10 protein-coding genes are annotated in these 13,085 nt (G+C 55.1%); 5 read left to right on the top strand and 5 right to left on the bottom strand.

What is annotated here, in order from left to right; genetic code table 11:
• Positions 1-25: 25 nt before the first annotated feature.
• Positions 26-1,108: a Gfo/Idh/MocA family protein gene (locus tag AC0L6S_RS10310; protein WP_473428401.1), complete on the top strand. Its 1,083-nt coding sequence runs from the start codon at positions 26-28 to the stop codon at positions 1,106-1,108.
• 77 nt (positions 1,109-1,185) lie between these two features.
• Here AC0L6S_RS10310 and AC0L6S_RS10315 read toward each other — a convergent pair whose 3' ends face one another.
• Positions 1,186-2,457: an alanine racemase gene (locus tag AC0L6S_RS10315; RefSeq protein WP_473428402.1), complete on the bottom strand. Its 1,272-nt coding sequence runs from the start codon at positions 2,455-2,457 to the stop codon at positions 1,186-1,188.
• Positions 2,458-2,746: 289 nt separating this feature from the next.
• Here AC0L6S_RS10315 and AC0L6S_RS10320 point away from each other — a divergent pair, with 289 nt between their 5' ends.
• The 4 genes from AC0L6S_RS10320 (at position 2,747) to AC0L6S_RS10335 (ending at position 7,480) form a co-directional block, all read left to right on the top strand.
• A complete protein-coding gene (locus tag AC0L6S_RS10320; protein ID WP_473428403.1) occupies positions 2,747-3,928 on the top strand; it encodes a DUF819 family protein in 1,182 nt (393 codons plus the stop codon).
• Between the two features lie 177 nt (positions 3,929-4,105).
• Positions 4,106-5,449 (top strand): cytochrome P450, encoded by a 1,344-nt coding sequence (locus tag AC0L6S_RS10325; RefSeq protein ID WP_473428404.1) that lies wholly within the window; start codon positions 4,106-4,108, stop codon positions 5,447-5,449.
• Between the two features lie 66 nt (positions 5,450-5,515).
• A complete protein-coding gene (locus AC0L6S_RS10330; RefSeq protein WP_473428405.1) occupies positions 5,516-6,508 on the top strand; it encodes an SDR family oxidoreductase in 993 nt (330 codons plus the stop codon).
• A 129-nt stretch (positions 6,509-6,637) separates the two neighbouring features.
• Complete coding sequence (locus AC0L6S_RS10335; RefSeq protein WP_473428406.1) at positions 6,638-7,480, top strand: acetoacetate decarboxylase family protein; 843 nt, start codon at positions 6,638-6,640, stop codon at positions 7,478-7,480.
• 192 nt (positions 7,481-7,672) lie between these two features.
• On the opposite strand, the gene AC0L6S_RS10340 is transcribed toward AC0L6S_RS10335, so the two are convergent.
• The 4 genes from AC0L6S_RS10340 to AC0L6S_RS10355 form a co-directional block, all read right to left on the bottom strand.
• Positions 7,673-10,099: a TonB-dependent receptor gene (locus AC0L6S_RS10340; protein ID WP_473428407.1), complete on the bottom strand. Its 2,427-nt coding sequence runs from the start codon at positions 10,097-10,099 to the stop codon at positions 7,673-7,675.
• A gap of 225 nt (positions 10,100-10,324) precedes the next feature.
• Positions 10,325-10,525, bottom strand: a complete 201-nt coding sequence (locus AC0L6S_RS10345; protein WP_473428408.1) for a heterodisulfide reductase-related iron-sulfur binding cluster — start codon at positions 10,523-10,525, stop codon at positions 10,325-10,327.
• Positions 10,526-10,547: 22 nt separating this feature from the next.
• Positions 10,548-11,810, bottom strand: coding sequence for an OmpP1/FadL family transporter (locus AC0L6S_RS10350; RefSeq protein ID WP_473428409.1), 1,263 nt, complete (start codon positions 11,808-11,810; stop codon positions 10,548-10,550).
• A 162-nt stretch (positions 11,811-11,972) separates the two neighbouring features.
• Positions 11,973-12,992, bottom strand: a complete 1,020-nt coding sequence (locus AC0L6S_RS10355) for an HAD family hydrolase (protein ID WP_473428410.1) — start codon at positions 12,990-12,992, stop codon at positions 11,973-11,975.
• Positions 12,993-13,085: the final 93 nt, after the last annotated feature.

Genomic DNA, 13,085 nt, shown 5'->3' on the forward strand with positions numbered 1-13,085 from the left:
ACTTTCTCATTCAACGGGAGACACCATGAACAGCAGGCAACTCGGCGCCATTATTATCGGCACAGGATTCGGTATACTGACTCATGCGAGGGCGCTGCGTGCAGCCGGCTTCGATATTAAAGCGGTGGTCGGTCGTGACCCCGAGAAAACACGGGAGCGCGCCGCGAAGTTCAATATCCCTCTGGGACTGACCGACCTGTCGGAAGCACTGGCCTTGACCGGTGTTGACGCTGTCGCCGTTGCTACGCCGCCCCACACGCATGCAGACATCGTGCTCGCCGCCGCCGTAGCGGGAAAACATATTGTCTGCGAGAAGCCGTTCGCTGCAAATGCACAACAAGCCCAGCAAATGCTCGATGCAGCCGATGCTGCAGGTGTTGTGCACTTCCTCGGTGCGGAGTTTCGCTGGCAGACATCACAGGCCCTCGCGACTAAAGCCATACACGATGGGCTTATCGGTACACCTCGGATGGCGCAGTTTATCTTGCTCGTTCCCGCACTGGTCGAGCGCAGCGCCGAAGTGCCCGACTGGTGGGGCGATAAAGCCCAGGGTGGCGGCTGGCTCGGTGCCTATGGCTCGCATGTCATCGACCACATTCAGCATATGTTTGGCGATTTTGCCGGTGTAAGTGCAACGCTGCAGCTGTTGTCCGATCACGACTGGACTGCCGACGATGCTTACTCTGCCCACTTTCGCACGGTCTCAGGCGTCAGCGGTGTCATGCAGAGCAGCATCAGCGCAGTTGGCTCATTCCAGAGCAGCCTCCGCGTGATTGGCTCCAACGGCTCGCTCTGGCTTGAAAACGATCAGGTGGTTATCTCAGACGCCGCGGGACAGAGAACACTGGAAGCTGGCAGCTACGCCAATGATGCCCCCGTGCCGCCCTCCACAGACCTGCTGGTGACTGCTTACGATATGCTGCACTCAATGGGCACGGACCTGGCACCCTATACGAAGCTGTACGAGACATTCGCGAATAAGATTCTCGGCAAACCTGCGCCCAGTGATATCGCACCCGCCACCTTTGCCGATGGGGTTCATATGCAGAAGGTGCTGGATGCGATCAGGGCCGCATCGGCCGAGACGCGCTGGGTGGAAATAAGCTAGCCCTTTTTCTGGTGTGGGTGCCGAAACCGATCTAGACCCCGCGGCTACAAATTGCCAGGCGAACAAAGCACAGCCAGCTAGGGAGCCGGCGGCAGCGGCTTCCAGCAATCTACTATTTCGCCGTCGTCGTAGACCAGGATTTCATTGAACTGAGTGATCACTGCTTCGCTTTCATTGGGCCGGAAAAACACGTAGTCACCTGGCTTCAGATCAATACCTTCGGCACCGAAGTAGCACTCCTGATTACTTGAACCACCGAAAAAGCCGTTCTTAGCCAGCCCCTGTGGTGATACAGGTGCCGCATTCCAGAGCCCACCAAAGATAAAAAACGAACGCCGCCGGTTTACGTCCCAATAGGAGAGCAACCTGGCTAGCCAGGGCAGGCCGGGGACCAGAAAATGCGGCGAGGTTTTCAACACGGGCGTTGCTATGTATAGCGCCGGCTCATGCATCGCCAGTGTTCTGGTGTCAAAATGGGCCGGTTTAACAAAGCAGGAGCCGATGGTGAGTTCATTGGCGATGGCATTGTTTCGATACATCGGGTAGGTCACACTGCCCGCGGCATTCCAGGTCAGCTCGTCGATGGGCAGAGTATCGCCAAATACCTCTCGAACAATGTTTTTGCAGGAGCGATAAAAATCCAGGCATTCCTCTAGCAACCGCTGGCGACTGCTATCGCTGAACGCCACGTAGTACACATGTTTTTCGTAACCCATGAAGCCTGAGAACTCGAGACGCGCGTGATCCCTGACATACTGCAGCGCCTTTCGCACTTGGGCCGTGTTGTCGAAGCCGCCACGGCGAATACCAATGTCGATTTCAAGATTTACCTTCAGTTGCAGGTTTTGCTTCTCAGCCAGGGCGGCGTAATCCTGCAGCCGCTGCATATTGTCTACCAGCCACTGAATACCGGCGACAGTTTCAGCCTGATACGCGTATTCCGCGCTCGATTCGTAGAAGTCCGCCACTGCCATCGCGGGCATCGGTTTCCCCAGCAGCACGTCAACATACGATTTGCGCAAACAGATGGTTTTCAGATAGTCGATACTGAAGATCATCATTTTGTCTGTACCGAGACGTTCAGCGATGATATCCAATAGAGGGTCGCTCGGCAGTGACTTCATGGCCACGCGCACGTCTGCGCCAATGCCGCTGGCGTGGCGGGAAACCGCGTCAATATTTTTTATCAGCCGCTGCTTGTCAATGATCAGAACGGGCTTGGCGACACGGGATTGCGCCAACACGGCTGAAAGCTTCTGAAAGTAGGCCGAGGGAGGGGCGCTCTTGTCTCTGGGATACACTCGCCAGACGACCACAGCAACGATAATAATAGCCAATAACGTATACATTGCCTTTCCTATGGGGTTCTATTGCAGTTTTTTGCGGCCAATAATCCGGCGCGCCCAACACTGCCACAACTTGAGGCAAGAAGTGTAAGCGCACAGGTGCGTATTGGCCAACAGTTTGTGGTGACCCTCTACGCGCTACCAGCGGCAGCACCGCTGCGGGCTATTTCTCCGCCTGTGCGTTAGGCCATTTTTCATTAACGTGGTAAATTGCGCGTTTGCCGGGACATACACCGCATCGCAGTATAGCTGCCCGCTTCCTAACAACAACCGTCAAGGCGCCTTAAGCACTATGGCAGTGACAGCATTATTCTTTCTGATGATCCCCGCGCTCATTATCTGGCTGTGCCAAAGAGTGGTCGCACTCGACAAGATTGGTGTAGTCACGCTGTGTTTCGGCTTGGGAATTGCCAGCTCAGTGGGTCTGGATTCACTTCTGAACGGCAGCGCCGGCGAAATTGCGGAAGTGCAACGCAGTATTGCCGAGGTCGCCATTGTCATCGCGCTGCCGCTACTGGTATTTTCCATGAACGTGAAAAGTGCGCTGACACATGCCGGGGGCGCACTGACCGGTATGGCGCTGGCGCTCTTTTCGATCGTGCTCGTGAGCATCGTCGGTGCGGTATTGTTTCACCCAATGCTGGCCAACATATGGCAGATTGCCGGCATGTCGGTTGGAGCCTACACCGGAGGTGGGCCGAATATGGCGGCCATCAAATCGGCCATCAACGGCGACGACGCGGTGTTTATCACCATGGTCACCTACGATTTGCTGTTTTCAGCCATCTACCTGATTTTTGTGATCACCTTGGGCAAACGCCTGTTTGGTTTATTTTTACGCCCTTATCAGGTCAGTGAAGACGACACCGCCGGCAGCACCCACGATATGGCACATATGATGGATGAAAGTGCCAACGGCTATCGCCAATTGCTTGCCAGCAGCAGAAAAATGGAGACGCTCAGCGCTCTGCTGCTGTCACTGGCGGTAGTGGGGATTTCGTATCTTGTTGCCAGCGCGTTTCCGGAAGACTCGATGTCCACCATCATGGTTGTCGCCATTACCACTCTCGGCCTGCTCTTCTCCCTTGTTCCGGCGATCAGGAGGCTGACCAACAGCTACAGCCTGGGCATGTACTTTGTGCTGGTATTTTGTTTTACCACAGGCTCCATGATTGACATCGATATGATCGTAAACATCGATTACCACCTCGCCGCGTACACCCTGTTCATTTTATTCGGCTCTCTGGTGCTGCAGGCCATCCTCTGCAAACTGTTCAGGATTGATACCGATACATTCCTGATAACGTCATCTGCGGCGATTATGTCAGTGCCCTTTATCCCCGTTATTGCCGGCGCACTAAAAAACCGGGAGATTCTGCTACCAGGCTTATCAGTGGCCATCATCGGCTACGCGCTGGGCAACTACCTTGGTATCTTTGTAGCCAATTTCACCCTGTGGCTAACTACACAATAAGCCTTGCCTGCCGCCCGTCCGGCGAGCAACACACTACGCCACAACGGTACTGCTGGCTATTAGAGCCCATTGAGAAACAGACAGTTCGCCAGCAATACATATATCCGGCCGTGCACTATTGAGTAAACTCTGGCTTTTGCCGTGCCAAATCGGCAGTGCCAGATGCTGGAGTATCGCATGACAGAATCACATTACTTGGAACGTCCGGATAACCGCGATTTGCGGCAGATACCAGGGGAATACGGTCTCCCAATCATCGGCAACGCCCTCGCCCTGAAAAGCAATCCACTGAAGTTCTGCGATGACCGCTTTCATCAGTATGGCCCGATTTCCAGGTTCGCGATGGGGCCGACACATGTTGTCCTCGCACTGGGTCCGGACAACGCGCGCGCACTCCATCTCGACGTGGAGAAGAATTTTTCTTCTGCCAAAGGACTCGGCCACTTCGAGAAACTGATCGGCGGCAGCCTGATCATGAAGGATTTCGAAGCACATCGGTTTCAGCGAAGGTTGATGCAAACAGCGTTCAAGCGCTCCAGCATGGACGGCTACGTTGCACACATCAACGAAATTTGTCGCAATACACTGCGCCCTCTCCTCGGCGGTGGCGAATTCGAACTCGCCGGGACAGCCCGCTCAACCCTTATGGATATCGCGGCACAGACCTTCACAGGCGTCACCGAGCAGGGCAAAGAGGCGGAAAAACTCAAGGCCGCGTTTGAGGACTTTATCGACGGATTTACCTTCATCTTCGAGGTCAACCTTCCCGGCTTCAAGTTTCATAGCAGTATGAAAGCCAAACAGTACATCGCGGACTTTATTCGCGAGCTTATCGCGGAAAAACGTCACAACAGTGATCAGGATATCCTCGCGCACTTCTGCCGAGAGCGGGATGAGAACGGCAACTATTTTTCAGATTATGACATCGTAGAGAATTTTGTAGTGCTGCTATTCGCCGCACAGGACACCACCACGGCGTCGCTGGTGAATGCCTGCTTTGAGCTGGGTCGACACCCCGAGTGGCAACAGCGACTGCGCGATGAAGCGCGTGCGCTGGGCAAAGACACTATTGGCCAGGATGATTTTGAGGCCCTGCCCTCATTCAGCCTGTTGTTCAATGAGACCCAACGCCTGCATTCATCCGTACCGCTGTTTCCACGGCGCAGCATCAACACCTGTGAATTGTCGGGCGTGGAAATTCCCGCAGACACCGTGCTGATGAATGCCATTACCTACAACCACGTTATGCCCGGGTGGTGGACAGACCCGTATAAATTTGACCCCGATCGCTTTGATCGCGGAGAACACAAACAACACCCGTTCCTGTTCCATCCGTTTGGTGGCGGTGCACATAAATGCATCGGCATGCATTTCGCACAAATGGTGTTTCGCATTTTTATGTACCACATCGTTATCCGGCACGACATCCAGTTGCGCCCGGGCTACGCCCCTGAGTTGCAGTATCTACCGATGCCGAAACCCAAGGATAACCTGCCGATGCGCCTGGTTCCGGTCGATTAGACTTGATACAGGTGATTTTCCCGCCGCTATTCTCACACATCCAAATAATGTAAACAGGAGAGTTTGATGTCCAGAACCCTGATCACCGGCGCCACAGGATTTATCGGTAACCACGTCGCCCGCATGGCACTTGAGGCTGGAGATGATGTGCGCGTAATGGTGATGCCGGGAGAGGACTGTTCGCCTCTGGATGGCATGGATGTTGAGTTTGTCGAAGGCAATCTGCTCGACCACTCGACCTTTGCACCGGCTCTGAAGGGTGTCGACAAAATGTACCACCTCGCCGCGTTGTTCGCCGTTTGGACCAAGGACCCAGACCTGCACTACAAGATCAATGTGCAGGGTACCGAGGCGCTGATGAAGGAAGCGCTAAGGGCAGACCTCGAGAAGGTCGTTTACACCAGTTCGGTAGCTGCCATCGGCATCAACCCGGGAGAAATGTCCGATGAGGAAACGCCCTTTAACTGCTGGCCCTGGGCCAGCGAGTACATCATGTCCAAGTATATCGCCCATCAGGTGGTCAAGGGCTTGGTGAGCAAGGGTTTGCCAGCGACAATGGTATTGCCGGGCCTACCTTTTGGCCCCGGTGACCGTGCGCCGACACCGACAGGCAGTGTGATCCTGCAAGTGTTACAGGGCAAGGCCAAAAACTGGTGGAAAGGCGGCGTCTGTCTGGTGGATGTTCGCGATGTGGCGCGCGGGCATATACTGGCCATGGAAAAGGGCCGCATCGGCGAATCCTACTGCCTGACCAATACCGACGCCAATATGAGCAGCAAGGCGCTGATTGAGATGGTGGGGCGCATCGCTGGCGTAGAAGGAGTCGCGACTAGAGAAATACCAGCAAAGATGATGTTGCGCGCCGCCCGCTTGATGGAGCTGTGGTCGAAGATAACCGGCAAGGCACCCATGACTACTTACAAGAACACCGTGTATATCCTGCAGGAAAATTTCGTCGACTCCAGCAAGGCTGTGAGGGAACTCGGCATGCCGCAGAGCCCGATAGAACCAGCCATTGAGGAATCCATCAGATGGTTCCGCGAAAACGGTTATGTGTAACACTCGCCGTCAGCTTGTTTACTCTGATAATATCCTCCGTTCGCGGTTGCTCTACGAGTGTCCGCGCAAACTATCGCACACCTGTGCAACACACATTTTCCGACTTTTCCAACCAGTAGAGGTCTACCCATGAAAGCACGCGGCGCGATCTTTGAGGAACCCCCTGTCCACAGCGACAAGGGCGACAGGTTTACTAACGACGTCTGCTCAAAGAACTCAGAAAGCAGCTACACCATCGACGGCAAGGATATTGCTTTCCCTGTAATCGTCTCCGATGCCGCTATGTTGATGAATGGTTTTTTGGTGGACGCGAAAGCTGCGCAGGCCATGCTCGCCGGCACAGGGTTCAAGGTGGTCGAACTCCTCCCCGGCAAAGCCATATTGCAGTTACTCGCTGTCGACTACAAAGAGAACCATCTGGGCGACTACAATGAAGGCGCAATCATCTTCCCGGTACTGACGCCGGGCGAGAAGAAGCCTTTTCCCTTTTTCGGCGCACTGAAGCGCATGGGAGACGGCAGCATCGGTAATTTCGTCTACAGGATGCCAGTGGATCAGGAATTTACCACCCACGCGGGACGCTTCATCTGGGGCTTCCCCAAGTGGGTGAGCCGCGTGGATATAGAGTTCGGTCCCAACACCGCCAGCGGCACGTTTACTGATGAGGGAGAACTGGTGTACTCCATTGCGGCGAAGACCGGCGGCAGCGGTAATCCCAAGGAACAACGCGCTGCTTCAGTGGCGATTCGCGACGGCAAGGCGTGGAAAACCTATGGCAGCAACAACAGTTCCGGGGTCACTTTTTCGCTGGGTGGCAAAACACCCAAAATTGGTGACAGCCACCCACTGGCACAAGAACTGCGCGCCCTCGGCCTGCCCAAGAAACCGATGTTTACTGTCTCGGTCAAGCAAACTCGCATGACGTTTGGCCAACCGGAAAGTGTCGATATCGGCGCGCCCTTTTCGAGCTAAATCACTTTCGATGCGAGCGCGTCATTGGCGGGCAGTTGCCGGAACTGCCTGCGAGTACCGTTGTGATTGCCGATAAACAGCGTTGAATACGCCAGCAGGACTGACCTACAACAGCAGGCTGCACCGACAACAACTACCGTTCTCGATGATACTCGGCCAGCCCAGAGGTCAATTTTTGGCGACCCACCGAGCTCAGTAGATATAGGCCAACTCTACTCCATAACTACGCGGCAGATTAATGGCTGCCACAGGCGTGCCAAACTGCGAACGAGTGGTATTGCGCATATCCACAATATACTCCGAATCAGTCAGGTTCTTGCCCCATACGGCGAATTCCCAGTTTCCGTTGTTGTCCGTCCAGGCAACACGCCCATTCAGTACCTTCTCGTCATCGAAGTAGCCGGGCAGGTCTTCGAGGTCAGGGTAATAATCCGAGTCGCTGCTGCTGCGCGGATTCTCCCGGTAGATATAATCCAGATGCAGGAGCAGGCTGCCCCACGGTATCGCTGGCGTCCAGTCAGCGGTGACGGTAAAGTTGTTGGCCGTATCGCCACTTGATTTGTCCTGCGTCAAGACACCGGCTGAGTTGTAAAAGGGATTCCAGGTCGCTGTCTGGTCCCGGTAGTCAGTAACCAGCCCCAGCTTAAGGGTGTCTATGGGCAACCAGTCCAGCGTGACTTCGATACCGTCAAATTTCTGCTTCCCGTTGATAATTTTGGGAATGGCGGCATCCTGGCCGGGAGGCCGGGATTCCACTGAGCGCTGCCGGCCATCGATCTCCAGTCGGAATACTGCCACCTGGGCGCGCAGAGTATTCTCAAACAGATCCCCTTTAATCCCCCACTCGTACATGGTGGACTCTTCCGGCTCGATCGGGGTGAAGGCGGTTTCGATATCCAGCGTGTCGTAGCCACCGGACTTGTATCCGGTGGAGTAGGAAACATAGGTCATCAGCGGATCGGTAATCTGATACTGCGCCACCAGCCTGCCAGTAGTCTTGCTCCAACTGTCATCGGCATCCAGCGGCGTATCCGCTGCAGATTCCAATCCGTCGGGCAGAATAAAAATCTGGTTGGGCACACCCGGGCGCACCTCACTGAATGTCGTTGCGGGTATGAGCCAGTTGAACTTCTTTTGATCTTCGCTGTAGCGCAATCCCGCAGTAAATTTGATCCGGTCGTTAAGCGCGTAGTCGATATCGAAATATACACCCCAGTTTATGAAGTTACCCTCATTCTGGATAGTTTCACTCCACGGTGTACCCGCGTAGGATGGACCATAGATCATCGGCTCGCCCAACAGGGTCGAGACCTGTTCGTACCAGAAGTCTCCCGACTCTGCGATATCATCCGCCGAGACATCGATGCCGACGGACTGCAGCGCCCGGGCGTATTCGTCCGGGTTCCACAGGTGATCGATTGGAGGATCGAGGCCGAGCACTCGGTTGAGCTCCTGGGAGACCTGACGGGCCACCGAATCTGCCAAGCCGGTCAGCCATGTCGTCTGCTTCGTATTCTCCTTGCTGTAGTTGGCCCCGAACACCATATCAATCGCATCGTGACTGTAGTTGAACTGCAACTCGCTGTAGAAGATATCGGAGTTTTCCCTGTTGTCCGCATCCAGATACCGGGTGGTGTCTGCAGTGCCATCCATATCCCCCCGACTGGTGGTTTTAAAATCCCGGTAGCTCAAAATCAGTTTGCCAGCCAGCTCGGGCGTGAAGTCATGCCACAACTTGCCGACGACAGCATCCATGTCACGCGTCTCTTCGCCGTCTATAACATCGTTTTCCACTTTGCCGGAAAAGGGATCAAGGCTATACGCATACTCGCTGTAGCCGATGGCCATACCGGGTGCGTTATCAAGTTTGTCCCAGTCATAGGACAGTTGAGCACGGGTGGTGTCGTTGATCTCCCACAGGCCGGCGATGCGCGCTGTCTTGTGATCCTGCTCACCCGGATCGCGATCGGCTGGACCGACCTGCTCGGCAAAGCCATCACGCTGGTTACTCAGGCCATTCACCCGCAGGAAGAAGTTGCCAGTCACCGGCACATTGACCATACCCTCTACCCGAATGAAACTATCATTCCCGTATCGCGCCCTGACAAACCCCTCCAATGTATCGGTGGGCGAATTGGGGATCATATTGATAACACCAACTGCCGCATTGCGCCCGAAGAGGGTTCCCTGAGGCCCCTTGAGTACCTCGACTCGCTGCATATCGGAGAAGGCGATAGTGGTTGCAGCCCGGGGCAGGTAGGCCTCGTCGTAGAATGTCGCCACTGAGGGGTCGCCGCCGGTGGAAATATTGGAGCTGGAAACTCCACGCACTTTCAAGCCCTGCTGTGTCGCCGATTCCCCGAGGACCTCGAAGCCGGGAATGTAGGCATCGATATTGCGCAACGTTAGAGCACCGGTTGTTTCGATATCACTGGCACTGAACACGTCCACGGCTATTGGCACAACCATCGCCGACTGTTCGCGCCGCTGAGCGACGACCACAACCTCCTCCAGAGTAAGCGCACCCTCTTCCCGGGCCTGCAAACAGGGTGCTGTCAGTACCAACGTGGCAACGAAAAATGTCGGCGTGAGCGTCCTGAGGCACAGGCGAAGGGGCATGGTGGTGTCTCCTGACTTATTATTATATTCAGGGAAATTCTAATGATTTCCACAAACGCTATAGCTTGGTCACAACTCGCAGGGATGGAAAGCGCGAGGCGGTTGTACACGTATCTCGGTTGTTCCTGAGATAGTGCTTGCTATAGCCCGACAGACTCTAATAGTTCTGAATAAGCAGAGTCAAGTTTTGCGCGCTTGTAACCCCAGGCATTGACTGACCGGATATTATTCAGGTTTGGCCCATTCGAGTAGACACGCCCTCTTCAGCCCGCCGAAGCCACAGCACTCATTTGGTCGATCCAACTGCACAAACTCGATACCCCTGACCTTGACCAGCGGTTGCCTGCAGCAGATCTGCTCGAACGGAAAGTCAACATCACACCCCAGACGCTCCAGCAACTGCAGCGTCGCAACCCTCCCGAACATCAAACAGAACAGCTGGCCGGGCTCAGTTCCATGCGAGGTACAGCGACAGGAAATAAATATTAGCGTTACTGTACTTGCCGTACAAATCACCACCAATACCAGGATTATCCTCAACCGCTACGTTGCCCTCGTACAGCCAGGTCAAGCCACCGCCAATCGTCATCCCGTCGCCGCGATTATGTTTGAAACCGACGGCATAGCGATACAGTGCAGCCAGCGGAATGGATGTTGGGCGGGTTCGGTCTGTTGACATGGAAGTGTCGTAGGAAATACCGGCTGTGAGCTGAAGTTCTGGCTTCCACTGGTACTCTGCACCCACACCAAAGTGCCAGGTATCGCGAAAATCCTCATTCAGCGTCGTACCCGGGATGCCGCTGTCATCGATAGTCACCTGAATATGTCCGAATTTGGAAAACTCGTCCCAGCCGACGCTGCCAAGCACATTCAGTTTCTCGTTCCAGCGATGGTGCACACCCAGGGAAACGGTTTGCGGCATCTTCACGCCAAGATCAAGAGCCTTATTCGCCTTGGGCAGCGCCTGTCCCAGCGGATCCTTCCATGACACATTGGGCTGGTCCTTAAAATCCAGGTCAGTTTCAGTGAGATAGCGCAAGCCGATACGGGTATGCTCCCACGGCTGCAGCATAATGCCGAAGTTGCCCTGCACGGCATAATCTGAATCTGAAACACGGACTTTTGCATCCGGGTAGCCCGGCGCGAGCGAAGAAACTCTGAGCTTGTCTGACAGATAACCCAGTGTCAGGGCAGCTCCGGCACCCACGCTGAGCCAGTCATTAACCTTGTAGGCTATCGTTGGCTGCACCTGCGGTGCCAACAACGCGACGTTCACCGAGCTTTTTCGGCCGACCCAGTCATCCAGCCAATCGACCGCCAGCCCGAAATAGTTCTGTACACTGATACCCACAGACCACTGATCATTGAGGGGCCGTAGATAGGCAAAAGAACCGGCGGGTATAACGCGCTTGTTGATATAGCCACTGTCGCCTGTCGCCGTGTTCTCGCTATCAGTCTTGAACCCGGAATCGATATAGACACCGACGCCACCTGCCAGCATCGCCGAGTCCTCATAACGGGTCATCCCCGCCGGGTTTGAAAAGACAGTACCAGCATCGTTGGCACGCGCGGCAAGTCCCGCTCCGCCATAGCCTGATTCCGAGGCATTACTCATCTCATAAAGATATAGCCCACCAGCAGATGCATTAGTGGATAGCATGGCCACAAAGCCGAGTAACAGGCCCGTGTACACATGTCGATACGCTTTCATAGGTATCCTCTAAAAATCACGGTGTTGAAAGGCGCCCACCCTACCGGATAAACATCCCTGTGCCGGGTAACTCGTTGCGAACGGGAGAGCAACCGCAGCGAGTGGGTGGGCGCATAAAACACCTGGATGGTGCCTGGTTTGTCAGCGCTGGAAACGGGCCAGCTACTCTTCAAATGCGAAGATCTGCGCCCAATCGTTTTTCATGCTGACAATGTGCCAGCCATTCTTTTTCGCCTCATCCATCGTGGACTGGGAGAACTTCCCGAACGGTGAGTCAGGCAGACCACCGGCCGGGCCATACGCGTATTCGCGCTCTGCATCATCGTGGTATACCAGCCCCATCAGTCGCTCGCCTTCACCGGCGCCGGTCCACTCCAGCATCTGCCGGTCGCCGTCAGAGTTGCCGAACGACACCACCGGACGCTTGCCGATATACATATTGATACCCACCGGCTTGCCGGTCTTGTCGTCGATAAAGTTGATCTCGGCCAGACGCATCAACTCCGGCTTGCCGTCTTTCAGTTCATACTGGGTCTTGATGCTGGAACCGATCACCTGCTCGGGCGGAATCCCGTAGACCGTTTGTGTCATCGGGCGCATGAATTCAATACCGCCGCCAGAGACGATGTAGGTTTTGAAATCGTGGGCGCGCAGGTACTCAAGTAATTCCACCATCGGCAGGTAGGTCAGTTCCGTGTAGGGCTTGTCAAAGCGCGGGTGGCGCGCGGTGGCCAACCACTCCTTTACGATGGCCTCGAAGTCGGCGGTACTCATACCGGCATGGGATGCCATCACCAGCTCCAACAGGCCCTTTTCACCCGAGGCTGCGAGCGTCTTCATATCATTGTCGAGCACGGCCTTGAACGGCTGTGTCGTCTTCCACTCGGGGTGCTGTGGCGCCAGTTTCTTGACGCGATCCAGTGCGAATGCCAGCTGCGTGTACATGGGGTGTTCCACCCACAGTGTGCCATCGTTGTCGAATGTGGCGATGCGGTCTTCAACGGGGACAAAGTCACCACTCTTGGGATCTGTCGTTTTCTCGACAAAATCCAGGATCGCCTGCTTGGTGGGGCCGTCATTCCACGACGACAGCGCATCGTCTGCATACGTCTGTGCGGTGAACACCAGGCACGCCATCAGTGCCAGGCAGAGGTGGGTAAAACGAGTTCGGATGTATGTCATATACGTATCCCCTTCAGTCTATGGATAACAGGTTTATACCGCGCCGTACCGGGCGTGGCTAACAGAGCGGGCGCTTCCTCCGAAGCGCCCGCC

Source organism: Halioglobus sp. D3-4, assembly GCF_055809315.1.

Bases quoted from the DNA above. Each gene is read 5' to 3' on its own strand.
- AC0L6S_RS10320 (WP_473428403.1), top strand. From the start codon at position 2,747: ATGGCAGTGACAGCATTATTCTTTCTGATGATCCCCGCGCTCATTATC.
- AC0L6S_RS10315 (WP_473428402.1), bottom strand. From the start codon at position 2,457: ATGTATACGTTATTGGCTATTATTATCGTTGCTGTGGTCGTCTGGCGA.
- AC0L6S_RS10345 (WP_473428408.1), bottom strand. From the start codon at position 10,525: ATGTTCGGGAGGGTTGCGACGCTGCAGTTGCTGGAGCGTCTGGGGTGT.
- AC0L6S_RS10330 (WP_473428405.1), top strand. From the start codon at position 5,516: ATGTCCAGAACCCTGATCACCGGCGCCACAGGATTTATCGGTAACCAC.
- AC0L6S_RS10355 (WP_473428410.1), bottom strand. From the start codon at position 12,992: ATGACATACATCCGAACTCGTTTTACCCACCTCTGCCTGGCACTGATG.
- AC0L6S_RS10310 (WP_473428401.1), top strand. From the start codon at position 26: ATGAACAGCAGGCAACTCGGCGCCATTATTATCGGCACAGGATTCGGT.
- AC0L6S_RS10325 (WP_473428404.1), top strand. From the start codon at position 4,106: ATGACAGAATCACATTACTTGGAACGTCCGGATAACCGCGATTTGCGG.
- AC0L6S_RS10350 (WP_473428409.1), bottom strand. From the start codon at position 11,810: ATGAAAGCGTATCGACATGTGTACACGGGCCTGTTACTCGGCTTTGTG.
- AC0L6S_RS10335 (WP_473428406.1), top strand. From the start codon at position 6,638: ATGAAAGCACGCGGCGCGATCTTTGAGGAACCCCCTGTCCACAGCGAC.
- AC0L6S_RS10340 (WP_473428407.1), bottom strand. From the start codon at position 10,099: ATGCCCCTTCGCCTGTGCCTCAGGACGCTCACGCCGACATTTTTCGTT.